Origin of the sequence: Anatilimnocola aquadivae (assembly GCF_049819085.1) — a bacterium.
In the GTDB taxonomy this organism is placed as follows: domain Bacteria; phylum Planctomycetota; class Planctomycetia; order Pirellulales; family Pirellulaceae; genus Anatilimnocola.
Window position 1 is genome coordinate 1,380,668 of record NZ_CP187419.1, and the last position, 26,039, is coordinate 1,406,706.

General features: G+C 58.4%; 25 protein-coding genes and 1 riboswitch. Of the genes, 15 read left to right on the forward strand and 10 right to left on the reverse strand.

Going from position 1 to position 26,039, the window contains the following annotated elements; translation table 11 throughout:
- The first annotated feature begins 123 nt into the window (after nt 1-123).
- From NA78x_RS05455 to NA78x_RS05470, 4 genes are read left to right on the forward strand one after another with little or no spacing between them, the layout of a single operon-like run.
- Nucleotides 124-633, forward strand: a complete 510-nt coding sequence (locus NA78x_RS05455; RefSeq protein ID WP_425617415.1) for an RNA polymerase sigma factor — start codon at nt 124-126, stop codon at nt 631-633.
- On the forward strand, nt 603-1,184 hold the full coding sequence (locus NA78x_RS05460; RefSeq protein ID WP_425617416.1) for a hypothetical protein: 582 nt from the start codon (nt 603-605) through the stop codon (nt 1,182-1,184). The genes NA78x_RS05455 and NA78x_RS05460 overlap by 31 nt, the downstream gene beginning before the upstream one ends.
- A 32-nt stretch (nt 1,185-1,216) precedes the next feature.
- Complete coding sequence (locus NA78x_RS05465) at nt 1,217-2,698, forward strand: hypothetical protein (protein ID WP_425617417.1); 1,482 nt, start codon at nt 1,217-1,219, stop codon at nt 2,696-2,698.
- A 54-nt stretch (nt 2,699-2,752) separates the two neighbouring features.
- A complete protein-coding gene (locus NA78x_RS05470; RefSeq protein ID WP_425617418.1) occupies nt 2,753-4,309 on the forward strand; it encodes a DUF1559 domain-containing protein in 1,557 nt (518 codons plus the stop codon).
- 26 nt (nt 4,310-4,335) lie between these two features.
- Here NA78x_RS05470 and NA78x_RS05475 read toward each other — a convergent pair whose 3' ends face one another.
- The 4 genes from NA78x_RS05475 to NA78x_RS05490 all read right to left on the reverse strand — a co-directional run bounded on the left by NA78x_RS05475 (nt 4,336) and on the right by NA78x_RS05490 (nt 8,690).
- On the reverse strand, nt 4,336-4,860 hold the full coding sequence (locus NA78x_RS05475; RefSeq protein WP_425617419.1) for a hypothetical protein: 525 nt from the start codon (nt 4,858-4,860) through the stop codon (nt 4,336-4,338).
- A 112-nt stretch (nt 4,861-4,972) separates the two neighbouring features.
- Nucleotides 4,973-5,680, reverse strand: a complete 708-nt coding sequence (locus NA78x_RS05480) for an ABC transporter ATP-binding protein (protein ID WP_425617420.1) — start codon at nt 5,678-5,680, stop codon at nt 4,973-4,975.
- A gap of 73 nt (nt 5,681-5,753) precedes the next feature.
- A complete protein-coding gene (locus NA78x_RS05485) occupies nt 5,754-7,055 on the reverse strand; it encodes an HlyD family secretion protein (RefSeq protein WP_425617421.1) in 1,302 nt (433 codons plus the stop codon).
- A 3-nt stretch (nt 7,056-7,058) separates the two neighbouring features.
- Nucleotides 7,059-8,690, reverse strand: coding sequence for a tetratricopeptide repeat protein (locus NA78x_RS05490; RefSeq protein WP_425617422.1), 1,632 nt, complete (start codon nt 8,688-8,690; stop codon nt 7,059-7,061).
- A 153-nt stretch (nt 8,691-8,843) separates the two neighbouring features.
- On the opposite strand from NA78x_RS05490, the gene NA78x_RS05495 reads away from it, so the two are divergent.
- Nucleotides 8,844-10,028 carry an N-acetylglucosamine-6-phosphate deacetylase gene (locus NA78x_RS05495; protein ID WP_425617423.1) on the forward strand — a complete coding sequence of 395 codons (1,185 nt, stop codon included), beginning with the start codon at nt 8,844-8,846 and terminating at the stop codon, nt 10,026-10,028.
- 3 nt (nt 10,029-10,031) lie between these two features.
- Here the strand turns inward: NA78x_RS05495 and NA78x_RS05500 are convergent, their stop codons facing one another.
- The 4 genes from NA78x_RS05500 to NA78x_RS05515 all read right to left on the reverse strand — a co-directional run bounded on the left by NA78x_RS05500 (nt 10,032) and on the right by NA78x_RS05515 (nt 13,700).
- A complete protein-coding gene (locus NA78x_RS05500) occupies nt 10,032-10,775 on the reverse strand; it encodes an NTP transferase domain-containing protein (RefSeq protein ID WP_425617424.1) in 744 nt (247 codons plus the stop codon).
- A gap of 222 nt (nt 10,776-10,997) precedes the next feature.
- A complete protein-coding gene (locus tag NA78x_RS05505; RefSeq protein WP_425617425.1) occupies nt 10,998-11,624 on the reverse strand; it encodes a hypothetical protein in 627 nt (208 codons plus the stop codon).
- A gap of 27 nt (nt 11,625-11,651) precedes the next feature.
- Nucleotides 11,652-12,656, reverse strand: coding sequence for a ThuA domain-containing protein (locus NA78x_RS05510; RefSeq protein WP_425617426.1), 1,005 nt, complete (start codon nt 12,654-12,656; stop codon nt 11,652-11,654).
- A gap of 135 nt (nt 12,657-12,791) precedes the next feature.
- Nucleotides 12,792-13,700 (reverse strand): ThuA domain-containing protein, encoded by a 909-nt coding sequence (locus tag NA78x_RS05515; RefSeq protein WP_425617427.1) that lies wholly within the window; start codon nt 13,698-13,700, stop codon nt 12,792-12,794.
- A gap of 267 nt (nt 13,701-13,967) precedes the next feature.
- Here NA78x_RS05515 and NA78x_RS05520 point away from each other — a divergent pair, with 267 nt between their 5' ends.
- Entirely contained in the window at nt 13,968-14,594 is a 627-nt protein-coding gene (locus NA78x_RS05520) for a hypothetical protein (protein ID WP_425617428.1), read from the forward strand.
- A gap of 28 nt (nt 14,595-14,622) precedes the next feature.
- On the opposite strand, the gene NA78x_RS05525 is transcribed toward NA78x_RS05520, so the two are convergent.
- Nucleotides 14,623-15,423 (reverse strand): TrmH family RNA methyltransferase, encoded by an 801-nt coding sequence (locus NA78x_RS05525; RefSeq protein ID WP_425617429.1) that lies wholly within the window; start codon nt 15,421-15,423, stop codon nt 14,623-14,625.
- 416 nt (nt 15,424-15,839) lie between these two features.
- Nucleotides 15,840-15,943: riboswitch (cyclic di-GMP riboswitch) on the forward strand.
- A 245-nt stretch (nt 15,944-16,188) separates the two neighbouring features.
- On the opposite strand from NA78x_RS05525, the gene NA78x_RS05530 reads away from it, so the two are divergent.
- From NA78x_RS05530 to NA78x_RS05565, 8 genes are all read left to right on the forward strand, one after another.
- On the forward strand, nt 16,189-16,377 hold the full coding sequence (locus NA78x_RS05530; protein ID WP_425617430.1) for a Flp family type IVb pilin: 189 nt from the start codon (nt 16,189-16,191) through the stop codon (nt 16,375-16,377).
- A gap of 289 nt (nt 16,378-16,666) precedes the next feature.
- A complete protein-coding gene (locus NA78x_RS05535) occupies nt 16,667-16,852 on the forward strand; it encodes a Flp family type IVb pilin (protein ID WP_425617431.1) in 186 nt (61 codons plus the stop codon).
- A gap of 411 nt (nt 16,853-17,263) precedes the next feature.
- Entirely contained in the window at nt 17,264-17,833 is a 570-nt protein-coding gene (locus NA78x_RS05540) for an A24 family peptidase (protein WP_425617432.1), read from the forward strand.
- Nucleotides 17,834-17,881: 48 nt separating this feature from the next.
- Complete coding sequence (locus NA78x_RS05545) at nt 17,882-18,346, forward strand: TadE/TadG family type IV pilus assembly protein (protein WP_425617433.1); 465 nt, start codon at nt 17,882-17,884, stop codon at nt 18,344-18,346.
- A gap of 113 nt (nt 18,347-18,459) precedes the next feature.
- On the forward strand, nt 18,460-19,545 hold the full coding sequence (cpaB, locus tag NA78x_RS05550; protein WP_425617434.1) for a Flp pilus assembly protein CpaB: 1,086 nt from the start codon (nt 18,460-18,462) through the stop codon (nt 19,543-19,545).
- Between the two features lie 79 nt (nt 19,546-19,624).
- Nucleotides 19,625-21,310 carry a pilus assembly protein N-terminal domain-containing protein gene (locus NA78x_RS05555; RefSeq protein WP_425617435.1) on the forward strand — a complete coding sequence of 562 codons (1,686 nt, stop codon included), beginning with the start codon at nt 19,625-19,627 and terminating at the stop codon, nt 21,308-21,310.
- Nucleotides 21,311-21,524: 214 nt separating this feature from the next.
- Nucleotides 21,525-22,754: a response regulator gene (locus NA78x_RS05560; protein ID WP_425617436.1), complete on the forward strand. Its 1,230-nt coding sequence runs from the start codon at nt 21,525-21,527 to the stop codon at nt 22,752-22,754.
- Nucleotides 22,755-23,387: 633 nt separating this feature from the next.
- Nucleotides 23,388-24,323 carry an IS110 family transposase gene (locus NA78x_RS05565; protein ID WP_425617437.1) on the forward strand — a complete coding sequence of 312 codons (936 nt, stop codon included), beginning with the start codon at nt 23,388-23,390 and terminating at the stop codon, nt 24,321-24,323.
- Between the two features lie 145 nt (nt 24,324-24,468).
- On the opposite strand, the gene NA78x_RS05570 is transcribed toward NA78x_RS05565, so the two are convergent.
- Nucleotides 24,469-25,374 (reverse strand): TIM barrel protein, encoded by a 906-nt coding sequence (locus NA78x_RS05570; protein ID WP_425617438.1) that lies wholly within the window; start codon nt 25,372-25,374, stop codon nt 24,469-24,471.
- A gap of 174 nt (nt 25,375-25,548) precedes the next feature.
- Here NA78x_RS05570 and NA78x_RS05575 point away from each other — a divergent pair, with 174 nt between their 5' ends.
- The gene (locus NA78x_RS05575; RefSeq protein WP_425617439.1) at nt 25,549-26,031 is read left to right on the forward strand and encodes a hypothetical protein; all 483 of its coding nucleotides are present in this window, start codon (nt 25,549-25,551) and stop codon (nt 26,029-26,031) included.
- Nucleotides 26,032-26,039: the final 8 nt, after the last annotated feature.

A 26,039-nucleotide genomic window follows, 5' to 3' on the forward strand; every position in this document is an offset into this window, starting at 1 on the left:
TTTTGCCCCCCAGCAGTTTCGCGGTTCTGCAGATTCTTCAGAAATTGTGGTCTTGGTGTGGGAGAATCGCCAAGGACCGGCGTCATCAGGTTACAGGCAAGACAACTTCAGCGGAAAGTGAGAATGAATCCAGCTGCCGACCCAGAGTTTCTCGGTCGCTTGCTCGACGAGCAGGGAGGAGCCCTCGCGCTCTACGCAGCCCAGTGGACCGACGCTGCCGATGACTGCGTGCAGGAAGCCTTGCTGGAACTCGTTCGGCAGCCGGAATTGCCTCGCAATGTTTCGGCGTGGCTCTTCCGCGTGGTGCGCAACCGGGCCATCAGCCGGGCTCGGGCCAGCAATCGCCGGAAGAAACACGAAACGCAGGCGGCAACATCGCGGGCGTTCAACGTTGGCGAAGAGCGCGACGCTGCATTTTCGCCCGAGGACGTCGCTGCGGCATTGCCGACGCTCGAGGATGAATTGCGCGAGGTCGTGGTGCTGCGAGTGTGGGGCAACTTGAGTTTTGAGGCCATTGCCGACTTGTGCGAAATCAGTGCGAGCACGGCCCATCGTCGCTACGAGCTGGGGCTGAAGGGCTTGCGAGAAAAACTAGGTGTAACATGGACCATCCAGAACACGAACAACCGCTGAACGACGATCTGCTCTCGCTCGAACGATCGCTGCGCCAGCTGCAACCGCTGGCCTGCCGTGTCGATCGGGATCGACTGATGTTCCTCGCGGGGCAAGCAGCAGCAGCGCCAGTCGTTGAGCCTGCAACGCTGGTCGTTCCGTCCAGCCGCACTTGGCTCTGGCCAGCAGCAACGGCTGCAATGACCGCCGTCTCGGCCTGTTTGCTCGTCGCACTCTCACTGCAAATGTCTCGCCCGTCGGCAGCGCCGATCATGGCAGGCGAGAAACCTGCGCCAATCGTGCAGCCCGACCGAACGGTTGTCCAAGCTCCACTTACCAAACCTATGAATCCAGCACCTGTGGTTCCGAGATTGTTGCCGCCGTCTTCGATTTCTCTCTCGCTCCCCGCGGGAAGTGTGCTGCGGATGCGCGATGTTGCCTTGCGACTAGGCGTCGATGCCCTACCTGCGGGCAACTCGCCGCAAGATTCCGCGGACACCTCGCCCGAAATCTCCGGCCCTTGGCTGCAACTGCGCGATGCGAACAGCGATCCAACTCATTCCGCTCTTTAAGTAATTCATTCTCTCTTTTTAGGCATCATCCCATGTTTCGCCAGATCTTGACCTGTCTCTGCGGGGTCTTACTCGCCGCGTCTGCCGCGTCTGCCGCGTCTGCCGCGCGAGCCGATGATGAGCCCCCCATCAATAACAACCTGCCCGAGCAGATCGCGCTCACGCTTTCGCCTGCAGGCGAGCCGCGGCCAGCCCTCAAGTACAGCCTGGCAATTGGTGTGCGGGAACGAACCGCAGGAAATGGCGCCACGTTCTATTACCGTGCGCTGTTAATGCGTAAGAGCCTGGGAGAAGCCCATCACAAGCTCTACGCGAAGCGGCAACCTGATTGGGAGAATAGGCCTCTCGACGACAAAACGCGGGCCGAAATTCGCGAATGGCTCGTCCCCAACGAAAAGCTGCTGCGAGAAGTGAGGCGGGCAGTCTATTGCGAACACTGTGCCTGGGACTTTCGCCTCCAAGATCTATCGGGCATGGACGCGATTAGTTTTCCGATGGATGAAATCCAAGGCATTCGTGACTTGGGCCGCGTCCTTAGCTTGAAGATTCGGCTAGCCATTGCGGAGCAGCGCTACGACGAAGCCCTGGAAACATTGCGTTGGGGATTTCAGTTGTGCATCGACTGTGCCGAGCAGCCATTGCTTATTAGTCAACTGGTGGGAATCGCCGTGGCCGGAGTGATGGCCGAGCGAGTGTCCGAGTTGATTGCTGCTCCGGATGCCCCCAACCTGTACTGGGCAATTGCGGCTTTGCCGCGCCCGTTGATCACCATCCGCCGCGCACTGGACTTTGAACGTGGCTTTGGCGAACAGATCTTCCCGTTCCTGAAAGATGCAGAAACGGTCGAACGCACACCGGCAGAGTGGAAGCGTCGGATCACAGGACTGAGCGAAGACATGAAGAGTCTCTCCAGCGAGAGCCCGACGCCCACGAGCGGACAAGCGTGGCTGGAGAAGGCTGGCCAAGTGCTGATGCTGGCTAAGATCTATCCAACGGCCAAGGAGGAATTAATTGCCCAAGGTATGGACGCCAAAAAACTCGAGGCCATGCCGACCGCTCAAGTGGTGGCCATTCATATTTCGCGAGCCACCCGAGCTTCGTACGATCAGGCCTTCAAGGCATCGCTATTGCCGTTTCCCGAAAACTTACGTCTGGCGGCTGAGATCGAAAAACAGCAGCAGGCCAGCCGTAGGTCGAGTCTGTTTGCTGGTTTTCAATTGGCTCAACTTCTGGTTCCCGCTGTCTCGAGCGTCAGCCGGTCAGAAATGCGGCTTCCGCGCCAACTCGCTGCCCTGCAGGCGATCGAAGCGATTCGCATGCACGCCGCTGTCACCGGCAAGCTGCCCGACTCGCTCAGCGAAATCACGGTGGTCCCGGCACTCCCCAACCCCATCACGCACGAGCCTTTTCCTTATCAACGGAAGGGGGCCGAAGCGACACTCGTGATTCCGATTCTTCCCGATGAAGGCCCCAAGCGATTGGAAAGGCACTACACGATTCGCCTTCGCCCCTAAGTACTCCTGCCGAATAGACTCGCTCTCATCTGACTCGCGATAAGGATTTCTCTCATGCTTTCGAAATTATCCTCGACAATCGTGCTTGGTTTGCTGCTACTGGCGGGCAGTTGGTGCGCGGCCCAAGACAAGGCCGGCAAGCTCGAACCGATTGTCCCGTTCGTCGACGCGCAAACTTTGGCCATCGTCCGCATCGATCCTGCCAAGATCGATATTGCGGCGACGGCTAAGCTTGCTGTTGCCTTTGCGCCAGAGCCAGTGCCCCCGCAAGAATTGGAAGCGGCTATCGATCGATTCAAGGGATTTTTAGCGACGCTGGCCGAGTACGGCGGCCAGGAAATCTTCGTCGTGCTCAGCCTGGCTGATATTCCCGAGCCGCCAATTCTGCTCACACTCAGGCCCGGTGCTAACGAAGCACTGATCACCAGTCATCTGCAAAAGTCCGGCCTGATCGGCATGGCGAAACTGGAACGCTTGCATAATGTGCTGGTGTACGCGAATGAATCGACGATGGATCGCCTGCGCACCTTGAAAGCTGTAGCACGACCGGATCTCGCGACGGCGATGGCAAACAACGGCGACACTGCAGTGCAAATCGCCTTGGCGATTCCTACCGATGCGCAGCGGGTGGTGCGCGAAATGCTCGGTAAATTGCCAGCCGAGCTTGGCGGCGGTGAAGGGCAAGACCTGCTCGACTCGTTGCAATGGGCCAGCGTGGCCATTGATGCGCCGCCGCGAACCTCGCTCAAGCTGACCATTCAATCGAAGAACCAGTCGAGTGCCGAGAACTTGCGTCCCCGAATTCTCGCGGGCTTCAACCTGCTCGGCGAGATTTCGGAGATGAAGAAGACCATGCCCAAATTCGCGGAACTGGCCATTCGCCTGACACCCACCGTCAAGAGCGACAAGTTGGAACTGGCCATCGAAGGAAACGAAGTCGACTTGCTACTTCAGCAATTGAAGGCTGGCCCCTTCAGCCTCGTAAGTGAAGCCAGTATGCGCACTCGCTCGGTGAACAACCTGAAGCTGATCGCCTTGGCGATGCACAACTTTCACGATACGCATAGCCGCTTTCCCGCTGCAGGTAGCTCTAGCAAGGATGGCAAGCCGCTACTCTCGTGGCGAGTGCAGATCCTTCCCTATGTCGAACAGCTGGAACTGTACAACAAGTTTCATCACGACGAACCTTGGGACAGCGAGCACAATCGCAAGCTGATCAGCGAGATTCCCAGGGTCTTTGTCGCGCCGGCTCACCCGGCGCTCGCGAAGGAGGGCAAGACGGTTTACGTCGTGCCTGTCGGTGAGAAGGCCGTGTTTGGCGGTACGAAGGGAGCGCAGTTTCGCGAGATCGTCGACGGCACCAGCAACACCATCATGGTGGTGGACTTGGCACCCGAGAACGCGGTGATTTGGACACAGCCTGCCGATTGGGAATTCAACCCCAAAGATCCCGCCAAGGGATTGCTCGATGAATCACGCAAGCAATTTATCACAGCATTCTGCGATGGCAGCGTGCATACGCTCCCCGCGACCATCGATCGCAACGACCTCCGCCGACTCGTGCAAATGAGCGACGGCGAAGTGCTGAGCGAGAATTTCTTTCGGCGGTAGTTCCTGCTTACAGGTTAAAGCTCTCGCTACGGCGAACCAAACAGTCTCTCCCTGCCTATCATCTGCACGGTCAGGCCCGAGAACCAGTTAATTCGGCGGATGTTGTGCATCGCGTACACATGCCGCTGAGCGGGTGTGCCGAAGCTCTCGACCAGCAAGTAATCAGGTTTCGCGGCGATGACTCGATAGGTGAGTTGAGGCGAAAGCGAGGAGTAGAGGCGCGGGGTCAGCTTGCTGCTCTCGCGATCTTGCCCATCTTTTTTCTGATTTTCGGCCACCGCCTTGGTGGCTGCATCCATTTGGGCCTGCAGTTGCGGATACTTCTCCAGCATTTCGGCGACCGTGAGCGAGCGGGCGTCGATGAGTTGCTGCCGCTCTTCGCGTTTGAGAATCGTGGCGGTTACAAACTCCGAATCGGTCGGCTTGAGTAAGTGAACAATCTGGTCCTTCTCGAAAAACTGATCGAAGCTGGCCGGTTCCTGCGCGAGTGAGAACGAGGGAATTGCCAGGCAAATCATCGCCACACAAACCAAGCGGAGAGAGGTGACCATCAATGCACCGTAGCCAGGAGGAAGATCGCCTGCCCGTAAAATTACCGGCAGCAACCTCGGCAATATATATCACGCGGTAAGCGAGCGGGCGAAAATGCGAAAGCACCTTCGTCTAGTGTTCGATTACCTCGGCACCATCGACGACGAGGCGGCCTTTGTCGAGTCGCTGAACGTGCGAAGCCCGTTCGGCGGCGCGCGGGTCGTGCGTGACCATGATGATGGTCTTGTTGAGGGCGCTTTGCAGCACTTGGAGCAGGCCGAGAATCTCGTCGGCCGATTTGGCGTCGAGATCGCCTGTCGGTTCGTCTGCAACGAGCAGCGTGGGATCGGTCACGATGGCGCGGGCAATGCCAACGCGTTGTTGCTGACCGCCGGAGAGTTGCCCCGGGCGATGATTCTCGCGGTTGTGCAAACCCACCAGTTCTAGCGCCGTGCGAACTTGCTGGCGACGCGCCGCGGCGCTAAGCGGCAAGAGGAGCAGCGGCAGTTCAATGTTTTCGTAAGCCGTCAGCACCGGCAGCAGGTGATAAAACTGAAACACAAAGCCGACGTGCCTCGTGCGCCACTGCGCGAGTTGCCCTTCCGACAGTGACGAGATGCAATTGCCGCCGACCCAAACCTGGCCTTCGCTGGGCGTATCGAGCCCGGCGATCAGATTCAGCAGCGTCGTTTTGCCGGAACCGCTGGGGCCCATGAGCGCCAGGAAGTCTCCCTGCGCGACATCCAGATTCAAACCATTGAGCACGTCAACGCGTTCGCTGCCGCGCGTGAAATACTTGTGGACACCCTGCACGCTGACAATCGCCGGACCAGACTTCATCGGGAAGAGTTCTCAGGGAGATAGATACTTGACTGGCTGCAGGGTGGGTTGTGAGCGGGTACTCTCCGGGCGCTTATGCTTCCGGCTCAGGCTTTGTCTCAGGTTTCGTTTCCGAATTCGTTTCCGCTTTCGGCTCCGGTTTCAAGAACGTGACCGTCGCTGCCATCTCTGGCTTCAGGTACACACCCTCTTCTTCGGCGGGAATCGAGAGTTTCACGCGCACCGGAACGGCCCCTTTGGCGCGATCGGCAATCGGCATCAGCCGGGAGACGTACCCTTCGTAAATGCGATCGGGGTAGGCCAGCGACCGTACCTTGCACTTCTGCCCCTTGAAGACGGTAGAGATGTCTCGCTCTTGCACGTTGAGGTCGACTTCCAGATCCGAGAGGTCGGCCATATCGCACAAGCTGAACGAACCATTGAAGGCGATCGGGTTGACGATGTTTCCTTCTTCAGCGTTCTTCTTCAAAATCGTACCGCTGATCGGGGCTTTGATGACGCAATTGCCGAGGCGCCACTCGGCTTTGGTTAATTCGGCCTTGGCCTGATCCATTAGTGCGCGGACGTTTTCGATTTGCTCTTCGCGCACGCCGCGCATGATGAGTTTGTAAGACTCGTTGAGCTTAACAATTCGCTGTTCCATCGCGCGGTAGGCGCTCTCGGACTGCTCCATTTCTTGCTGGGTAATGGCGTTGGTTTTGTGCAGTTCCGTGTTTCGCTCCCACTGCGAACGAAGTTGCGACAGCTGAGCTTGCGACTCGCCGAGTTCTGCCTTCGCACGTGCCTTCTCTTCGGGCAGATAACCGTTCTCTAGCTCCTTGAGTCGTTCGCTGGCAGCACGAACCGACGACTTCGCTCGATCGTAGTCCGCTTGATACTCGGTGCTCTCCAGCTTGGCGAGAATCTCACCTTTGTTGACGCGGCGGCCTTCTTCGATGTGCAGTTCGATAATCCGCCCGCTCACCTGCGGACTGACCAGAATCTGATGCGCGGGGATGATATACCCTTGAGACTCAAGCGCCGTAGTACCCGCGCGTCCGACAGGCGCGGCAGCACCAGGCGAAGCATTGTTGGTAGCAGCAGACCCACCGCTGGAAGCATCTCCCGAGTTTCCGTCTGGCGCGGCAGTCGCAACATCAGCGGGCGACGCGGTCTCTTTGTTGGCACGCAGCGTTTCCAGCACCAGATAGAACAGAATGCCGAGAAAGCCCGCGCCGACGACCAACAGCACGAGCGAACGAAACCAATCGCTTCCTTGCGGAATGGAAGAAAGCCTCAGCGAGCGCACTCGCTCTTCGAGGTTTCCTTCAACAGGGGCGGTGCTCGTTTTGGCCGAGGCCGCGGGATCGAGCACCGCAGGATTTCCGCCCGACATGCACTAAGTCTCCAGGTCGTTTGATGACTGATCGAGAGGCTTCGTATTCTCTTCGACGTTTTGCGCTTCGCGCCACGGCTTCTTTTCTTTGTAGCTTTCCAGTTCCTTCTTCAGCTGGTCTTTCACTTCCCCTTCGCCCGCTTCGACAGCCTTGGTCGACCATTTAACGGCCGTTTCGAAATCGCCCTTCTCGGCATAGCCCGAGGCGAGCGTGCTGAGAATGTGGGGCTTTTCGTACTTAGTGAGTTCGCAAGCCTTGGTGGCGAGTTCAATCGACCGCTTGGCATCCCGCACACTCTCCGTTTCCGAGGTGGCCAGGACCCAGGCCAGATTGTTCAGCACGCCGGTATCTTCCGGATCGAGCTTCAACGCAGCTTCGTAGTCGGCGATCGCTTCAGCATGTTTATTGATGCTTAGGAGGGCATCGCCGCGGGTGCGCAGGATGTCGGCATCTTTTGGATCGTCGTCGTGCAGGCCATTGAGCACTTCGATGGCCCGGCGTGGGCGCTTGTCACCTTGCAGGTAAAGGGCAAGCTGCAGGCGATACTCTGCATTCTTCGGATCGGAACGGAGCAGGGTTTGGACGTCGCGAATCGCTTCGCCGAACTTGCCTTGTTGAGCCGCGAGCCGGCTGTTCATCAAGATCACTTGAGGAACATCGGGGCGCAGACGCATGGCCTTCTCGACGTCAGCCTTGGCGGCATCGGCCTTGCCATCGGCGGCGAGCAGACTGCTGCGCATCAGCAGGGCGGGAATGTCTTCGCTGTTGATCTTCAGGGCTTCATTCAGGTCTTCGATGCCAGCCTTCAGATCGTCCTTCATGACGTGAATTCGAGCCCGCAAGCTATAGCCGAGGGTTTCTTTTGGCTTCAGCTTGATGACTTGGTCGCACAGCTTGAGCGCTTCGTCGTATTTTTTCAGGTTGGTCATCACTTCGGCCAGCGCGGCGATGACTTGAGGATTGTCTTTTTGCAGTTCAACGGCGGCTTGCAGATCGGCGGTCGCCTTTTCGTTTTCGCCCTTTTCCAGGTACATCAACGCCCGAGCTTGCAGGGCGCTGGTGTTGCGCGGGTCGGCCTTTACGGCGGCATCAAAGTCGGCGAACTTCGCGTCCATGTCGTCGGTCATTTGGGCCCGCAGCACGAGCGCGTCGGCGTAAGCCTTGGTGTCGTCCTTAGCCTTGAGCAACTTCACCGCCTCGTCGACCGCTTCGGCCGCGGCCTTTTCATCGCCATCGGGCAGCAGCTGCAACTTGGCGAAGAGCAGGTAGAGATCGGGAAGCTTAGGGTCGTGCTTTTTGGCCTTCTCCAGATCGCCGAGGGCAATCTTGCGGATAAAGGGCCAGCGCGGGCTGGGGGGCGTTTGTTCGAAAATGGCCGCACTCAACCGCTTGGCATGCTGAAAGAGCGTGGCTGCCAGCAGTTGCTTGGCAAATTCGGAATTGTCCTTTTCGAGCCCCTTGGTGAGGGAACTCTCGAGCAGGCTGGCGACCTTTTCCAGGTCGGCGAGCGACTGCACATTCAGTTGCAGATCGATGGCCTTGTCGAGATCTTCCTGCCCTTCGTTGGCCGCGAACGAAATCGCGGGCGCGAGAAACAACATGGTGGTCAAAGCAACGAGTGAAATACTTCGCATGGCGATAGCTCCAAAATTCAAGGACGGCAAATGCCGCACCGTGCAGCGGTCCCCGCATGTCGCTATTATGGCGCAGCCAGCGTTTCAACGCTATGCGAGTCTGGGGAACCTGTACCGGGGATTCCCCAGCGTTATCTCACCGCGGAAACCGCTATGCCGACCATCGTTGCCCGCCGATACGATACCCTTCGCCCTGTCGAAATGGCCATCGAGCGCGGCTTGATCCACAGTATTATTCCCGCCCGGCAAGTTCCCCCCAACTCGACCGTGGAGCAGTCATTGCCCCTGGTGGCCCCGGGCTTTGTCGATTTGCAGATTAATGGCTACGCCGGTCGAGAGTTCAACGACCCGCAATTAACCGCCGATAAGGTCCGCGAAGTCGCCCTCGCCATGGACGCTTGTGGCTGCACCAGCTTTCTGGCCACCTGCACCACCGACAGCTTCGAGGTGCTCGCGAATTCGTTCGCCGTGATGGCTCGCGCCATCGACGAAGTACCCGAGATCGCCGCCCGCATTCCCGGTTTTCATTGCGAAGGCCCGTGGATCTCCCCGCTGGATGGCCCCCGCGGAGCCCATCCCAAGCAGCACGTGCGCGTACCATCGCTGGACGAATGGAACCGGCTGCAAGCTGCCGCTCGCGGCAAGATCAAGCTGCTAACGATCTCGCCTGAGTACGACGAAGCCATTCCGCTGATTCGTGCCGCCGCGAAAGCTGGTGTGCTGATTGCCATCGGCCACACCAATGCGACGAGCGACCAGATTGCCGCTGCCGTCGATGCCGGCGCTCGCATGAGCACGCATCTGGGAAATGGCGCTCACCCACAGATCAAGCGTCACCCGAATTACATCTGGGATCAATTGGCGAATGACAGTCTAGTGGCCAGCCTGATTGTCGACGGTCATCACTTGCCCCCGGCAGTCGTCAAATCAATGATCCGCGCCAAAGGTTCGCACCGCTGTGTGCTCGTCAGCGATGTCACTTCGATGGGAGGCATGCCGCCAGGTACTTACGCCACTGGCTTAGGAAACCTGGAAGTACTCGAAAGCGGCAAGCTGGTCGTCGCTGGTCAGCGAGATATTCTCGCCGGCGCTTCACTGCTGCTCGATACCTGCGTCGCGCAAGTGATGCGCTACGCTGCGGTGAGCCTGACTACTGCCATCGACATGGCCACCACGCAACCTGCCGAACTGATCGGCGTCACCAATCACCGCCTCGACGTCGGCTGTCCGGCGAATCTTTTTCTCTTCGACCTGCCAACGCCAGAGACGACGAAGTTGACGGTGAGAGCCACGATGAATGGTGGCACCTTCACTCCCTCGCCGCTGTCCGCAGAATGAGCCTTACGATTTCATCTTCAGCATTTGCTGTTCGACGGACTGCAGTTCTTCGGGCGTGTTGATGCTGAGAGATTCGCAGGGGTCCAGAACGGCGATGGCTTCGACCCGTTTGCCTTCGTGCAGCAAGATGCCGGGGCAATCAGTGAGGTAATACTCTTTTTGCCGGTTCTCATTCTTGAGCAAGTCGAGAGCGTGAAGCAATTCGGGAGCATCGAAGACATAGGTGCTCATGTTCACCTCGGTGATCTTGCGTTGCTCATCGCTGGCATCCTTCTCTTCGACGATGCCGTAGAAACTGCCGCTGGCATCGCGCACGATCCGACCGAGCCCTTGCGGATTGTCTTTGTGCAGTGTGCCGAGCAGGCAAGCTGGTTGGTGTTCGCCAAAGTAGTCGAGGAGCGTCTTCACTGACTTGCTTTGCAGCATGGGCGAGTCGCCAGCGACGATCACGACGGGGCCGGTCACTCCTTGCAAGTTTTCGCGGGCCATCTTCACGGCGTGGCCGGTGCCCAAGCGTTCGGTCTGCAGGACATATTCGACATTCTTTCGCCCGACGAGAGCCTGTCGCACGTCGTCGGCTCGGTAACCAATGACGGCGATGATGCGCTGCACGCCGGCGGCCTCCAGCGAGTCAAGAACGTATTCGATCATCGGCCGGCCCAGGACGGGGCACAGAACCTTCGGCAGGTCCGACTTCATGCGGGTGCCCATCCCTGCGGCAAGGACCACGGCGGTTACTGGTGTCATCGGCTCTGCCCTGTTTTGGTGCGGCGTTGTTCGTGTCTGCAAACGTGTTGCGTTACTCTACTTTGCTCGCGAAGGATGGGAGCGAGGACCAAGCCCATCGCGGCCAACCAGCCCAGGAAACACGAGCGTTTGGAGCGGTTCTGCGGCCCACATCATGGCAATTTCGGTACGAACGGACCAGAGCAATGGCGCCGGGCGTACCAGGGAAGCAGCCGACAAACCTCAAACCGCGAATCGATGGCTGCAGCGGGGACAGACGCGCGTGAGCGTACTCAACTCCCGTGCGCATTGCGGGCAGTACTTCAAGCCCGTTTCGTACTCGCCAATGCCGCCAAGCTGCGCTAGTGCCTGCAGTTCGCGCCGCTGCACTTCCAACGGTAATTCCTTCAGCGGCGTTTCTTCGCTAGCAGATCGTTGACGGAGCCAGCGCAGATAAAGCAGGATCGCGCTGACGGTGGCAATGATGACTGCGATTGCCAAGGATCGCTTGCCAATCACTTCGCTCAGTTCTTTCGAAACAACCTTGCGACTCCGCTGCAGTGTCAAATGATGCTCGTCGCTGATGTATCCCATCGCGGCAATGTCGCGCTCTTCCACCGTCGTCGCCAGTTTTTCCAGACGACGGAAAGCTTGCGCACGCGTTTCATAGGCTTCCAGAAAGCCAGGTTGCAGATCAATCGCTTGCGTAAACGATTCAACAGCTCCCTTCAAGTCGTTGTCGCGCAGCTGCTTTTGACCAAACTCATAGTGCGCACGAGCCTGATCGAAATTGATTGACGCAGGCTGTGCGTGAGCAAGCGAAGCAGCGAAGACAAGGACAGCCGCGAGCAAGCAAGCGAGATGGTTCATGTCAGCTGGCCGCCTCATGCGGGTCTTCTACTTCTTCCACGCGTGATCTTCCGGCTTCACGCCTTTGACATAACCCTTGAAGCTGAAGCGGCTGGGCTTGTAGTCGCCGACGAGGTCGACGGTGGCTTTGGCGGGAAGTTTCTCTTCCATGGCGAGCGCCCAGAAGCTGGCGTTGACGATCATCCGTCGCACTGCTTCGTTGAGCAAGTCTTGCGAGGCGCCCATCGTGGTGGTGAAGACACGGGCCTTCTTGCCGCTGCTGGTTTCATAGGTCTTGGTCCAGGCAACGGGCATCATGGGATCGTTCTTCGCCCCTTCGAGTGCCTTGTCTTCTTCCTTCATGCCATCGACGACCTGCCCAAGCACCAGCGGGGTGCTATCGCCGGGAAGTGGCAGGTTGACGGTGTAGACGTCGGTGGGGCCAAAGATCGCACCATCGGCAATTCCCTTCAAAATCGGATGCGACTCTTGCCCCTTGGCAAAGATGCCGCGCGTGGCCTGACTGCCGTGCTTGCCGTGGTGATTCACCCACGTTTCGCCCAAGACTTGCTTGCCAAAGCCTTTTGGGTATTCGCTACCGCCGTAGCCCCACGAATACTTTTCGTACGTCTTGCCCTTCTTGATGTTGAAGGCATGCGTCGAAGTCCGCAGGCCGATGATTGGCTTGCCCGATTCGATGTAGTCGGCCATGTGCTTCATTTGTTCATCGGGCAGGTCGCGAAATCGCAGACCGACGATCATCAGGTCAGCGGAGTCGAGTGCTTCGAGCCCCGGAATGTTGCTGACGTCGGGATTAATCGTGCCATCTTCGGCAATGGGAAAGAGGACCGTGCATTTGAAGCCGTGATGCTTGGCCAGAATCTGTCCCAGCTGAGGCAGGGCTTCTTCGCTGCGATATTCTTCGTCGCCGGCGACGAGCACAATGTGCTTCCCTTTGCCCGGTCCTTCGGTCCCTTCGTAGACAACGCCCGCTGCCGAGGCGGTGAGAGGAAGAATCAACAGAAAAGCGAACGTAAATGCGGTGCGGAGCATGGAGGGGCTTACTTTCAAACAGTTGGTGAGCGGAGTGGAAATGCAGAATGTAGAACGCAGAATGCAGAACGAACTGCAAACAGGAAAATGAACTAATTGTCGTTCATTCTGCGTTCTGCATTCTTACTTCTGCGTTTACTTGGCTTCAAACTTCCGCTGGCTGGTTTTGTCAGCAGTGGGAAAGTCTTCCGGGACGGGAACGGTTACCTTGCCGGTGGCTGCCCATTCGGCACCGCGTTGCAACGTGGTGATGAAGCCGACGCATTCTTGCGAGTCGTTGCCGTGACCCATGGGCGTGTGGAAGATCTTTCCCTTGCCGTATTCGAGCGTGAGCAGCATCGGCTCGTGACGTCCGCTGCCACCCTTCTTCGGATCGGCGAAGGCTGTAGCGAGGACTTGCATGTTCTCGCCCGGGCCGCGGAGCTTGTCGTACAGTTCGTCGTTCATGTGCATCCACTCGCGCGGCAGTCCCTTGGTGATGGGATGCTCGGCATCGCGGACAATGATCTGAAACGGATGCTGCGGGCCGTGATGACCGCCGCCGCCGGGCGAAGTGTCGCGCACCACTTTGCCGGCATCGTCGAGATAGACATAGGGCCCGCTCTTCTCGTTGCGGCCTCCCCAGCCTCCGATGCCGATCATCTCGTTGTACTCGCGCCAGTTGCCGAACGAATTGTTCGCGGCATGCACAATCACCAAGCCGCCGCCACCTTTCACGAAGTCGATGAATGAAGTCTTGGTTTCCTCCGGCCAGTCGGCACCGTTGTAGTTCGAGACTACCACATCGTACTTTTTGAACTCAGGCTTAAAACTAGGGTCGGTTCCCTTCGGCGCGGTCGTCGCCACGTCGACGGTGAAGAGCCCGGACTTCTCCAGGTACGACTTCATCATCTTGGTCGTCTGCGGCCAATTGCCGTGATTGTTCTGACCATCGACGATCAGCGCTTTCAGCTTGGCGTCGGCAGCCCAAGTCGGCGCGAAAGTCACGCCCAGCAGCAGTAAAGCGAAACTCAACTTGAAGACCGATTTCAACAGCAGTGGCATCAGCAGATGCTCCGGAGAGAGGAAAGTTTTCGGTGGGCAAAAACAGAGCAGATAGCCGGCCAGTGTAATCGTCCCCGCTGCGCGAGAAAAGCTTGGAATCACCCGCAGTCGCCAATCCACTCCACTGCCATACGGGCGTTGTTGGGCGAAAATTCAAAAATCTAGTCGACAGCCCCCGCGATCTTGCCAAGAATTGGGAACGAGCAGCGAACACTTGGCTGCAGTGCGAGGTCAACACGTCGGCCCGATTCGACTTGGGGGTGCACGATGGGTTATGAATCGACAGGTTACGGATCGACAGGGTACGCGGCGACAGAGAGTGTGGGAGATTCGCTCTATCCGCGCGGGTTTCGGAAGACGTTGGCGATGGTGCTGTTCTTCGTGACGGCAACCTTGCCTTCGGTCGTTTTCTGGCAGAGTGAAGATTCGCCGCCGCAGCCTCACGGGCCGGTGGGCTTCGCGGCGATGCATCCCTTGGACGGACCGCCCAGCCGAGCCTTTGGACCGGGTCCGCGGTCCTTCGGCGTGAGCCATCGGCATTCGCACTACGGACCAGCGGCCAACGACGGTCCGTCGCTGATGAGTTGGGTGGGTACCTTCTTCCGCTGGTCGCTGGCCTTTTTCGGCGGCATCTTTTCGCTCGCCCTGTATTATCCGCGCTGGGGATTCAAACGCTTCGCTTTGCTTTGCGGTCCCATTGCCGGCCTGGGTGCGATGATGGCTCTGGCAATGTACCTGTTTGCACGAACCGAGGTCTATCGCTTCGAAATTGTGTTCGCTTCGATGTTTGGTGCCTTGCCCGGTATCCTGCTGTATGCCCTGCTGGTTTACGCGAAGGCGTCACGCCTGGCGAACCAGGACCAAGCTATCGATGCACCGGTCTTCGGCACTTAACCCAGTCGGGCCGTCCTTGTAGCTCTGCTTAAGATCTCACCTGCTGGAAGTGATACAAAAACACGGCCGCAGCGATTGCCACGTTCAGCGAATCGATGCCAGCCTGCATCGGTAATGTTATCTGCTGCGGACAGAGTTTGAGCCAGCGCTCATCGAGTCCATTCCCTTCACTGCCCAGTACGAGCGCGAGTCGCTTGGGCGCGGGCACCTGACTCAGCGGCGTTGCTTGTTCATCGAGCACAGTTGCCAATACTTCAAAGCCGTGCTGCTCGCGCAGTGCGACGACGTCCGCCACAAGATCGGGCGATTCACGCACGGGAATGAAGAGCACGCTCCCCATCGAGACGCGAAGTACGCGGCGCGAGAACGGATCGGCACATTCGCTGCCTAGCAGAATTGCCGAGACACCCAGCGCGGCTGCGGTGCGGATGATACTGCCGAGATTTGTTGGGTCTTGCACCGCCGGACATACGAGCACCGTTGTCGCTTGCTCGACTGGTGCCAAAATCGACTTCAACTCGGGCGCTGGTTTTCTACGACCGCACCCCAGCACGCCGCGGTGAAAGCGGAACCCAACTAGTTCCGTCATCAGCTCGCGCGTCGCGACATAAATGGGTGTCTCCGGCGGCACTTGCGATTCAAGTCTCTCGGCCCACTCTGGTTCCGCCAGTAACGAATCGGTGACGTACTCGCTCTCGATCAATCGCTGGACGACCTTATCTCCCTCCGCCACAAACAGCTGATTCCCCCGCGTGAGATTCGTCTGATTCAGCTGCCGATAGGGCGTCACGCGTGGATCATCGATGCTGGTGAGTGGAATGAGAGGCATGGCAAGCGATTGCTACCTGGGAATTGCTGATTTCTGATTATAGAGTGCCACAGCATCGCCGGCCTTTTCCTCGTCTGCAATCGGCAATTCCCAATTAGCCATTCGAAATTCGCCATCTGTATCGTCTGTACCGCCTCACCATTCTCCCCACGCCTGCCAATCGCCACAGCCCTCATCACCTACACTCCTCCAGCTTCGTTACTGAGAAAAATCGCGGCATCTCCTCAAGATTCTCTCAAGCACAGAATTTGACACCTTGGAAAGCTGACATAGGTTTCAAGTGTGCAGGGAGTCAGTGGCTTAACGGCTGCTGACTTCTGCCCGGCAAGTTCTGACTCAGGTCTGCACCGGCTCGGCTTCGGCTGTGTCGGCTAGATCTCCGGTGGAACTTGTCGGTAGGGCCTGCCGCCTCACATCCCCGAGAAGGGCAAACCGGTAGTAATGCCGGGGCGCAAAGCAAAGGGCCGTCGTGGTCTCGCTTCTCACGAAGCGGGTCGATGCCGGTCGCCTGGCTGCCGAACGGATGGGACTGTGCTGCTCGGTTAGATTCCGGTCAGCGCATTTTTTCCTGGCAATGATCGAGACGATGACGAGGCGAGCTTCCAGTGTTGATGTTTGAGTCGAAGCCCGGTGCCAAGGCAGGCCGGCGATGCGTTCCTCAAGGCGTATCGCTCGCACCGGGTGGGACTCACCGGTTTTTTTAGGTGTCGGATGGAATTCCGACGGACTTGTTCCGTCCGGACCGCCGAACTGGAGAAGGAACACATGAAGAATCTCGCTCTGAAAGTGCAACGTTTCCTGGTTTCTGAAGATGGCCCAACCGCGGTGGAATACGCCGTGATGTTGGCCCTCATCGTGATCGTCTGCTTGACCGCCATTCAGGCGATCGGCACGAACGCGAATGCGACGTTCCAAAGCGTCGCCGACAAACTGCCCGCTGGCGGCGGTTCGTAGTCGCGTCGCTCTTCCGGCGAGGTTGCACTCGCTGGTTGCGATTGGATATTGGGCCCCCTCGCTGTCATCCCCCGGGATCCAGCGAGGGGGTCTTTTCGCGCGCCAATCGAAAGATCCAACTCGCAGGCCCGGCAACACCACGAAATTCGTAGCTTGAAGGATTTTGCCCACTTTCCTCCGATTTTCAACCTAAGTTTTGGTAGAGGATCGCTGTTACGGGTTCTCCACTGTCGCGATTGAAGCTCGCCCGCAGTGATGTGATTTACTCATCGTTTGCAAGGATCTTGTCATGAAGTTGCTCGCCCAAGTCAAAACGTTTCTGAAGTCGGAAGATGGTCCTACCGCGGTGGAATACGCCGTGATGTTGGCCCTCATCGTGATCGTCTGCTTGACCGCCATCCAGGCCATCGGCACCAACGCGAACGCCACGTTCCAAAGCGTCGCCGACAAGCTGCCTGCTGGTGGCGGTTCGTAAGCAGAAGCACTGTGCACGGGGCGAGGTCTACTCTCGATCTCGCTCGCTGCCAAGTATCGCCGGCACGGACAGTTCGCCACGGTTCGTGCCCGAGGCTGCCGGCAAAGCCGAAACTGCCGTGAATGTGGCCAATCAGCGACTCGTTGTTAATACAAAGATCATCGCATTTTTAGAAAAAAGTACAACCTATGTATCCCGTAGTTCCTGCTGATGTTTTCATCGGCAGTTGGGAAATGATGTGCTACGTTTTCACGGCTGCGGCCGCTCTCGTGAGCTGGTTGTTGGCCCTGCGGTCATAGGCGCTGTAGTCGCTACCTCTGGTGATAGGACCAGGCGGCAGCACACGGCACGCAATTCAATCAAGCCTCGGCAAGCCGCCGGGGAGCGGACTTGTTTTTGGAGATTCGTAAGATGCTCGATACGTTTGCCGCGCTGGGCGAAGTCATGGCCCAGCACTGGACAGTGTGGCTGGTCACGGTGGTTCTGATTCTGGCCGCGGTCATCGACGGCTTTGAACTGAAAGTGCCCAACTGGGTTACCTTCCCCTTCATCCTCAGCGGCTGGGTGTACAGCGGGGTCGCCTTCGGTTGGGAAGGCCTCGCCTGGAGCCTGGGTGGCACGGTCCTCGGCCTGCTCCTGTTGCTGCCTGCCTACGCAATTGGCGGGATGGGTGCTGGCGACGTGAAACTGCTAGCAGGCATCGGTGCGTGGATCTACGCATCACAGCTCCTCTATTCTTTCGCCATCGCCGTCATCGTGGGTGCGGTTCTCGCCGTCGCCATGGTCCTGATTCGCGGGGAATGGAAGAAGCACAAGGATCAGTTTTTTATGATCCTCAACGAGATCATGGTGATCCGAAATCCAGAGCAGCTTGCACAGATCGCTGCTAAACGTAAGCCAACCATGATGTTGCTGCCGTACGGCATTCCTATCACTATCGGGACGATTGTCTACTTCCTCCTGGCGGGTCTGTTGATCTAGCCAGCATGGAGCAGGTAAGGCAGGAAAGATTTGACGAAAGGGTTGACTATGCTCACCACGCAGACTTTGTCGCTACTAGTTCGGAAACTTGTTAAACCCTGCCGGTTATTCCGAAAACAACGACGGGGAGCAGCGGCCGTCGAATTCGCTGTGGTAGCACCCGTGTTCTTCTTGCTCGTATTCGGCATGATCGAATACGGCCGGATGGTGATGGTCCAACAGATCGTCACCAACGCGGCACGCGAGGGAGCCCGGGTCGCGGTTTTGGATGGCTCGACAACCACGGCCGTTCAGACTGCTGCCAGAAACGCGATGGCTAGTGGAAGCATCACCATCACAGCAGACAAAGTAACGGTTAGTCCGAATCCACCCAGTAATGCCAAATTTGGCGATCCTGTCAGTGTTACGGTGACCGTGCCTTTCAATCAAGTCAGCTGGCTACCATCGCCAATGTACCTTGGGGGAAAAAGTATGACTGCAACCACGACCATGCGTCGGGAAACAGTCCAGTAAGCGACCGAACCGACCCTGGGATGGGTTAGGTAAAGTCTGAGGCTTTCTAGTTCGGCGCGTTGCTTGGTTGGAACCGGGTAACGCAGGGCCAATTGCTCAGTAGGAACCGTTCGATGCGGATGAAGTCGCTGATTTTGATTTTCATCGCCCTGGGCTGCGGCCTGGTTGCTTCGATCGGCATTAGCCAAGTCATGGAACGTGGCCGGGCGAACGCTGGCAGTGGTGGCGTCGAAATGGAAGATATCCTCGTCACCCTCAAAGACATCGATATCAACTCTTCGTTCGATGCGCAAAACGTCAAACTCGAGCCTTGGCCAAAGGTCAAGATGCCCGAAGGTGCCGTCCGCAATCTCGAAGAACTAAAAGACAAATTTGCCCGTCAGCGGTTCATCAAAGGTGAACCGATTTTGATCGACAAGATCACCGACCAGGTAGGCGCTGTCGCTCCCCTCATTCCGCCTGGCTTTCGTGCCATGCCCGTGAAGGTTGAAGAAGACACCGTCATGAAGGGCATCTCGCCCGGTGACCGCGTCGACATCAACCTGTACGTCAAGCGCGGCGAAGAGATCAACGCCTCGGGCGTCTACACGATCATGAAGGCCGTCCGCGTCTTTGCCGTCGGCTCGAATACCGAGAAGGTGATTGATCCCAAGGGTCAAGAAGCGGCGTTCCGTACCGTCTCGTTGCTGGTAACACCCGAACAAATGCGAGACCTGACCGGCGCCCTGCAGATCGGTCGCGTCACGCTTGCCTTGCGTCACCCCAACGAAACGGGCGACGACAAAGGCGACAACGTCACTCCGCTCGCCGACATTCTCAAAGGCAAGCCAGACGAAACGGCTGAAGAACCAGTAGAGACCCCGGTCGCTGCCGCTCCTGTTGCCCCCGCCGGTCCCGGCTTCCTCGACATGCTGAGCAAAGGCATGGACGCAGTTGCCAAGGCCAGCAAGAACATGGGTGAAGTGCCCGTCGAAACCGATCCTGGCCACACGATGCACATCTACACCAACAGCGAAGTGAAGCAATATCAATGGCAAGACCGAGCCGGTATGCCACAAGAAAGCACAGTATTTACGGCCGGTGTTGCCGGCCCGACCTCCTCTCCCCCACCGGCTCCCGCTGCTGGTGCGGGAGTCAACCATCGCCCCAGCTATTTGCTGGAGCGACGGCCGGTCTGGATGACCGAACAAGCTCGCTAAGCTAGTCACGGCTGACTGGCCCACGAGCAAGGATCGCACGGACGAGACCCATAAACTGTTACTGCAAGGAAGCACACGGATGGCAAAATCATGGCTGCGGGCTGCATATGCCCTTATTGCCTGCGCGGTACTGACCGCGGGTGCGATCCTCGTTCCGCCCGCCTCGCTCTGTGCCCAAGAACCGGTGTCTGCACCGGGGGTAAAGTTCAAGGTGCAAGGCGCCGCTGAACGACTCGAAATGACGGTCAACACCAGCCGGATCCTCGAATTCGAATTCGACGTTCCCAAGATGCTGGTGAATAACCCCGACCTCGTACGAGTGATTCCCATCTCGCCCCGCAGCGTGCAGGTTTCTGCCGTCCGCGCTGGCGTGACCCAAGTCAACGTCTGGGATGACAAAGGGAAGGTCACCTCGATCGACCTTGTCATTCTCGGCGACGTCCAGGAACTCGACCTGATCCTGAAGACCGAGTTCCCCGAGGCCAACATTCGCCTCCGGCCGCTCAATAGCAGCCTCTTTGTCACCGGCTTTGTGCCGCGGGCCGAGATGGTGCCGCAAATCACGCGCATCGCGCAAGACTACTTTCCCCAGATCGTGAACAACCTCACGGTCGGCGGCGTGCAGAAGGTGCTGCTCCATGTCAAAATCATGGAAGTCTCTCGCACCAAGCTCCGCACGCTCGGGTTCGACTGGGCCAACATCAACGGCGCCGACTTCGTCTCCCAAGGCGTGAGCGGCTTGCTCAGCGGCGTCGGCCAGGCAACCGGTGGTCCTTCCACCGTCCGCTTCGGCATCGTCGATGGCAACAATGCCTTCTACGGCTTCCTCGAAGCTTTGCGTCAAAACGATATGGCCAAGTTGCTGGCCGAACCAACCCTCACCACTCTCAACGGCCGACCTGCCAGCTTTAACGTCGGTGGTGAAGTTCCGATTCTCGTGCCCCAAAGCTTGGGTACGGTCACCATTCAGTACCGCGAGTTCGGCACGCAGGTCGATTTCGTACCGATCGTGCTGGGCAATGGCCTGGTGCGACTCGAAGTCCGCCCGCAAATCACCGAGCTCGATCAAAGTTTGTCGGTCAACCTGAACGGCACCAACATCCCTGGCTTCCGTCAACGCCGGGCGGACGTCGGTGTCGAAATGCGAGCCGGTCAAACCCTGGCGATCGCCGGTTTGGTGTACAACCGCATCGAAGCCCAGAACCGTGGTATTCCGTGGATTTCGGATGTGCCGTGGTTCGGTGCTCCTTTCCGCCGCGTGCAAGAACGCCAGAACGAAGTCGAACTCGTGATTCTCGTCACGCCCGAATTCGCCGAAGCCATGGATCCGAACGAAGTGCCTCCTTGTGGTCCCGGCCAGACGACCGTCAGCCCGACCGATACCGAGCTGTACTATCGTGGCTACCTGGAAGTGCCCAAAAAGAACTGCGAAGGTGGCAACTGCGGCCCTGCCGGTGCCCCGAATACTCCCGGAGCCGCCGAACCGCTGCAGCCTGGCTTCAGTGCTCCTTATGGTGCTCAGTCAGCTCGCCAACAGCAACCGGCTTACAGCACAGCCACGCAACCCGTTGCCACCGGCACAGGCGTCAAAACCGCCCTGCAATCGACTTCGCCGCAATCCAGCGGAGGCAACTACTCGTACTATGCCGGTTCGAATCAGGCTCCGCCGGTTCGCACCGCCCAAGCGACCACCACTCAGCAAAAGCCTTCGCAACAGGCGAAGCCGGCACTGATCGGTCCGCTCGGTTATGACGATTTGAAGTAACACGATGAATCTACCGGGCGGCGGTATGACATGCCGTCGCCTGGATGCCTCGCGGTTACCGTAGTCCGTGTAAAAATCTCACCGTCGCTCATACGCCTGCCCGCGTTTTCCGACCTATTTACATACAGGGATCGTTTGTGGCGAGAGTTGTCTCTCGTCGTAACCTCCCGAGATGTGGTCCGCCTTTGTCCCCGTCAGGGCTGGTCTAGTAGCAATGAGCAACGTGCTTCGAATTGCGATTGTCGATCCTAGCGATGCTTCGCGCACTGCGCTGAAGAACATGTTGCTGGGGCTCGATATCGTATGGCTAGAAGCGGAATGCTCACGCTACGAATTCTTCGCCGACGTCGTCACCCAGACCAAGCCCGATATCGGCATCGTCTGCATCGACAGCAACTCCGATAAGGGGCTGAAGCTCGTCGAGACCCTGCGCGACACCAGCAGCGAATGCGCCATTCTGGTGGTCAGCTCGTCCAACGATGGCCAGGTCATTCTGCGAGCCGTCCGCGCCGGAGCCAAAGAATTTCTCACCCAGCCTGTGCGGGTCGAAGATCTGGTCTCGGCCGTCGATCGCATCAGCAGTCAAAAATTTGGTGGTGGTAGCGGCAGTTCCCGCAGCTGCCATGTCATCGCTGTCGCCGGAGCGACCGGTGGCGTGGGAACCACGTCCGCCGCGGTCAACCTTGCCTGCGTCCTCGCCGCCGAACCGCGCAACAGCGTGGTCCTCGTCGATCTCGATATGGCCCTGGGCGACGCCGACGTCTTCCTCGACGCCATTCCCGACTACACGCTCGTCGATGTCGCGCAGAACATCTCGCGCCTCGACTTCAGCCTGCTCAAACGCTCACTCACCAAGCACAGCTCGGGGCTCTACCTGTTGCCTCGGCCCGTGCAGTTGCAAGACTCATCGCTCGTCACGCCCGACGATCTCACTCGCGTGCTCGGTCTGCTTAAGGCAACCTTCACGCACCTGATCCTCGACCTGTCGAAAAGCTACAGCGAACTCGACTTCGTGGCGCTCAAGAGTGCTAAAGACATTCTGCTCATCACGCAGCTCGACTTGCCCTGCTTGCGCAACGTCGTCCGCCTGATGATGTCGTTCGGCGAAACCGAAAACCTCAAAGACAAAGTCAAGATCATCGTCAACCGCGTTGGCCTTGGCAGCGGCGAAATCAGCTTGAAGAAAGCTCAGGAGACCATGGGTCGCGAAATCTTTTGGCAACTGCCAAACGATTACAAGACCATGGTCGAAGTCCGCAACAACGGCGTTCCGCTCATCGAGCAGGCACCCAAGGCTGGTATCACGCAAGCCTTCATCACCCTGGCTGATACGCTCAACCAAGACGACAAGGCCAAAGAAGGCGATCCCGCCTTAGCTGCCGCCGGTGGCAAAAACGCCAGCTGGCTCAGCTTCCTCTCGCGCCCCAAGCCCAAAGGCAAGTAGCCTCTCGTACTCCAGCACCACTGCCTCTGCGCATGTGTCTCTGCGCACGACACTCACCACGCCCCCGCCCCGGCGGCGGGGGTTCATTGGCTTTTGCAATAGCTGGTGCTCGCGCCGGCTCCCCTGCCGGCCTCCTTCCCCGTTGGAGTTCCGGCTTTAGCCGGTCCTGCTCCCTGCCTCTTCCCCTCGCGGTTGCTTGCGCCGCTCCCCTGCCGCCCTTCTTTCTACTTCGCCTTCCTCATCTTCTTCTCCAACATCGCCTGTCTCGCCTTCCGTTCCTTCCGATTCAGCGGTCGTCGCACACCAGGGCCCTCCATCGCAGGCGAGCCATCGACTCCTGCCTGCTCGCTGGTCTCCTCACTGCCCCCCGCATGTTCTTCCCGGTGCTCCACCGACACCACCACCTTGTATGTTTTTACAAGGGGAAGTTCAGTGTCTATAAAGTCTACTCGTCGGGCATCGCGGAGTGAGCGCAGCGAACGAAGCGATGCCCGACGGCCGACCGCGAGTTCGTCCGCCCCTAGGCCTACGAGGCCGCGGGTGAGCAAGAAACCGGTCGGCACCATTCCGTTGACCCGAACAGTCGCTAGGGCCGCTAACCGCGAGCCTGTATCTGCAAGGATGGGTGCGAGAATGATGCTCTCCGTCGGTATCGATGTCTCCAAAGATTGGCTCGATGTCCATCTCCTCCAAGGGACGCACGAACGCGTCCCTAACACCTCCCAAGGGTGCCAGGCCCTCTGTCAAAAGCTCCGTGAGCTCAACGTCGAACGAATCGTCCTCGAAGCCAGTGGCGGCTACGAACGACTCGTCGTCAGCACGCTCGTCGCTGCCGACTTGCCCGTCGTCGTCGCCAATCCGAGGCAGGTGCGGGACTTCGCCAAGGCCCTCGGACTCCTGGCCAAGACCGACAAGATCGATGCTCAAGTCCTCGCTCGTTTCGGACAGGTCATTCAGCCTCCCCTGCGTAAAATCCCCGATGAACATGCCCAAAACCTCCGTGATCTGCTTACCCGCCGGGCTCAGCTCATCGAAATGCGGACCATGGAAACCAATCGCCTCCATCAGGCCACAACCACCCGCATCATCAAAGATCTCAAGTCCTCTCTCGAGTTCATCGAGAAACGACTCCAACGGATCGATGACGAAATCGACGACCAGATTCGAAATACACCCGCCTGGCAAGAGAAAGTCGAGCTCCTGCAAAGCGTCCCCGGCATCGGACCGCAAACCGCTCGCATCCTCGTCCTCGATCTGCCAGAGCTCGGCGAATGCTCGCGACAACAAACCGCCGCACTCGTGGGAGTCGCTCCTATGAACTGCGATAGTGGACAGTTCCGCGGACAACGTGTCATTCGAGGCGGTAGAAAGGTCGTTCGCCGCGCACTCTACATGGCGACCCTCTCTGCTGCACGATGCAACGATGTCATCCGGCCCCATTACCAAAAACTCCGGCAAGCCGGCAAACCCTTCAAGGTCGCCATGGTCGCCTGCATGCGTAAACTACTCACCATCCTCAACGCCATCGTCCGACAAAAACAACCCTGGCAACCCGTCACCAACACTTGATTTCAAACACAGTCGCTCACCCCAGCCCGCGCCACCTATGTCCTGAACCAAATCTGTTACCTATGTCCTGAATGCACCATGCACCACTTCCGACTTCTGACTTCTGACTTCTGACTTCCGACTGCCGGGGGCGTCCACTGCGGAGCTAGACGTCGCAGACTTGGGCGGCGTGACGAAGGGCGGCGATTTTGTCGGTCCAGGTGGGGATGAATTCCTGGGCGACGAAGCCTTGGAAATCGATGTCGAGGATGGCCTGCATCACGGCGGGGTAGTTGATTTCTTGTTTGTTGTCGAGTTCGCAGCGACCCGGGTTGCCGGCGGTATGAATATGGCTGATCACATCTTTGTATTGACGCAGGCGGCGGATGACATCCCCGTTCATGATCTGCACGTGATAAATGTCGAACAGCAACTTCATGCGCGGAGAGTCCATTTGCTTGATGAGGTCGACGCAGAAGTCGACATCGTCCCCAAAGTAGCCGGGGTGCCCCTTCATCGGATGGCTGCTGTCGCGCGAGTTGAGATGTTCGAGGCAAAGGTTCACCTTTTTCTCTTCGGCGTAGCCAATGACCTGTTTCCAAAGCTCGAGGCAGTTCTTGGTTCCCTGCTGGTCGGAAATGCCCTTTTCGCGCATGCCGGTGAAGGTGATCACGTTTTCGCATTCGTTGGCGACGGCCAGATCGATGCCGGTGCGCAGTTTATTCAAGCAGAACTCGTGATTGTCGCGATTGAACGGTCCCTTGGCGAAACCATGGCTGCCGACGAGCGAAATCTGCAGCCCGAGTTTGCGTACGGCCGGGTAGTGCTCGGCGCCGATGCCTTCGATACCGACGAGGCCGATCTCACGGCAATGTTTGGCCAGTTCTACGGCGGGCATGGGGTTAAAACACCAGCCCATGACCGATTGGCGAATGCGGCCGTTTTTCACTTTGAAATCTGCATCGAGGGGCTTCTCGTCCGCGTGCGCGGCGGCCTGCCAACTCGCAGCGGAACCGAGTGCGAGGGCACCAGTAGTGGAACGAAGCAAGTCGCGGCGGGAGAGCGAGGCCATGGTGAGATCTCCAGGAGAGGTCAGGGATGTGTTGCCATCTTCTCATATTTTCTGGGAGGGGGTGAATGCGGAAATCCGTGGCCGGTTCGGCTGGTGTCAGCAGTCGCCGGGCGAGTAAATTGGGGCGAGGCTTGTCTTGTCGCTTCTCATCTCTGTCGCCGTGAGACCGCAGCTGTGCGTTTCGCCGGCCGAAATCTGGTCTGCTTCGATCGTCCACCCAGCGCGCGGCGCTGGAGTGGTGCGTGGACACTTCTTGCCTGCGCGATGGTCTGCGCGATTGGCTGTGGCAGTAGCGAAGTGCTGCTGGATGTAAGCGGGACGGTGCGATTGGACGAAGCGCCGCTTACGACGGGAGTTGTCTCGCTGCGGGCCGGTGATGGAAATGGGACGTTGCACCAGCCTACGGGGCTCATCGATGCGCAAGGGAACTATCGCATCTACACCGCGAGCAAGGCGGGTGCCCCGCCAGGCAAGTATCGCGTGGTAGTGTTCGCAACCGAGCCGACGGTCGATATGAGCAAGGTGCATCCCGGGTTGCCGAAATCGCTGATTCCCCAGCGTTACAATAATGCCCACTCTTCTCCCCTGTCGTTCGAAGTCGATCGCGTCGCGGCTGCCGGGGCGTATGACCTGCAGCTGACGCAAGCGGCCAAGTAGTTTGGGAA

Excerpts from the sequence above, each read along its gene's own strand:
- NA78x_RS05455 (WP_425617415.1), top strand. The coding sequence starts at position 124 with ATGAATCCAGCTGCCGACCCAGAGTTTCTCGGTCGCTTGCTCGACGAG.
- NA78x_RS05460 (WP_425617416.1), top strand. The coding sequence starts at position 603 with ATGGACCATCCAGAACACGAACAACCGCTGAACGACGATCTGCTCTCG.
- NA78x_RS05465 (WP_425617417.1), top strand. The coding sequence starts at position 1,217 with ATGTTTCGCCAGATCTTGACCTGTCTCTGCGGGGTCTTACTCGCCGCG.
- NA78x_RS05470 (WP_425617418.1), top strand. The coding sequence starts at position 2,753 with ATGCTTTCGAAATTATCCTCGACAATCGTGCTTGGTTTGCTGCTACTG.
- NA78x_RS05475 (WP_425617419.1), bottom strand. The coding sequence starts at position 4,860 with ATGGTCACCTCTCTCCGCTTGGTTTGTGTGGCGATGATTTGCCTGGCA.
- NA78x_RS05480 (WP_425617420.1), bottom strand. The coding sequence starts at position 5,680 with ATGAAGTCTGGTCCGGCGATTGTCAGCGTGCAGGGTGTCCACAAGTAT.
- NA78x_RS05485 (WP_425617421.1), bottom strand. The coding sequence starts at position 7,055 with ATGTCGGGCGGAAATCCTGCGGTGCTCGATCCCGCGGCCTCGGCCAAA.
- NA78x_RS05490 (WP_425617422.1), bottom strand. The coding sequence starts at position 8,690 with ATGCGAAGTATTTCACTCGTTGCTTTGACCACCATGTTGTTTCTCGCG.
- NA78x_RS05495 (WP_425617423.1), top strand. The coding sequence starts at position 8,844 with ATGCCGACCATCGTTGCCCGCCGATACGATACCCTTCGCCCTGTCGAA.
- NA78x_RS05500 (WP_425617424.1), bottom strand. The coding sequence starts at position 10,775 with ATGACACCAGTAACCGCCGTGGTCCTTGCCGCAGGGATGGGCACCCGC.
- NA78x_RS05505 (WP_425617425.1), bottom strand. The coding sequence starts at position 11,624 with ATGAACCATCTCGCTTGCTTGCTCGCGGCTGTCCTTGTCTTCGCTGCT.
- NA78x_RS05510 (WP_425617426.1), bottom strand. The coding sequence starts at position 12,656 with ATGCTCCGCACCGCATTTACGTTCGCTTTTCTGTTGATTCTTCCTCTC.
- NA78x_RS05515 (WP_425617427.1), bottom strand. The coding sequence starts at position 13,700 with ATGCCACTGCTGTTGAAATCGGTCTTCAAGTTGAGTTTCGCTTTACTG.
- NA78x_RS05520 (WP_425617428.1), top strand. The coding sequence starts at position 13,968 with ATGGGTTATGAATCGACAGGTTACGGATCGACAGGGTACGCGGCGACA.
- NA78x_RS05525 (WP_425617429.1), bottom strand. The coding sequence starts at position 15,423 with ATGCCTCTCATTCCACTCACCAGCATCGATGATCCACGCGTGACGCCC.
- NA78x_RS05530 (WP_425617430.1), top strand. The coding sequence starts at position 16,189 with ATGAAGAATCTCGCTCTGAAAGTGCAACGTTTCCTGGTTTCTGAAGAT.
- NA78x_RS05535 (WP_425617431.1), top strand. The coding sequence starts at position 16,667 with ATGAAGTTGCTCGCCCAAGTCAAAACGTTTCTGAAGTCGGAAGATGGT.
- NA78x_RS05540 (WP_425617432.1), top strand. The coding sequence starts at position 17,264 with ATGCTCGATACGTTTGCCGCGCTGGGCGAAGTCATGGCCCAGCACTGG.
- NA78x_RS05545 (WP_425617433.1), top strand. The coding sequence starts at position 17,882 with ATGCTCACCACGCAGACTTTGTCGCTACTAGTTCGGAAACTTGTTAAA.
- cpaB (WP_425617434.1), top strand. The coding sequence starts at position 18,460 with ATGCGGATGAAGTCGCTGATTTTGATTTTCATCGCCCTGGGCTGCGGC.
- NA78x_RS05555 (WP_425617435.1), top strand. The coding sequence starts at position 19,625 with ATGGCAAAATCATGGCTGCGGGCTGCATATGCCCTTATTGCCTGCGCG.
- NA78x_RS05560 (WP_425617436.1), top strand. The coding sequence starts at position 21,525 with ATGAGCAACGTGCTTCGAATTGCGATTGTCGATCCTAGCGATGCTTCG.
- NA78x_RS05565 (WP_425617437.1), top strand. The coding sequence starts at position 23,388 with ATGATGCTCTCCGTCGGTATCGATGTCTCCAAAGATTGGCTCGATGTC.
- NA78x_RS05570 (WP_425617438.1), bottom strand. The coding sequence starts at position 25,374 with ATGGCCTCGCTCTCCCGCCGCGACTTGCTTCGTTCCACTACTGGTGCC.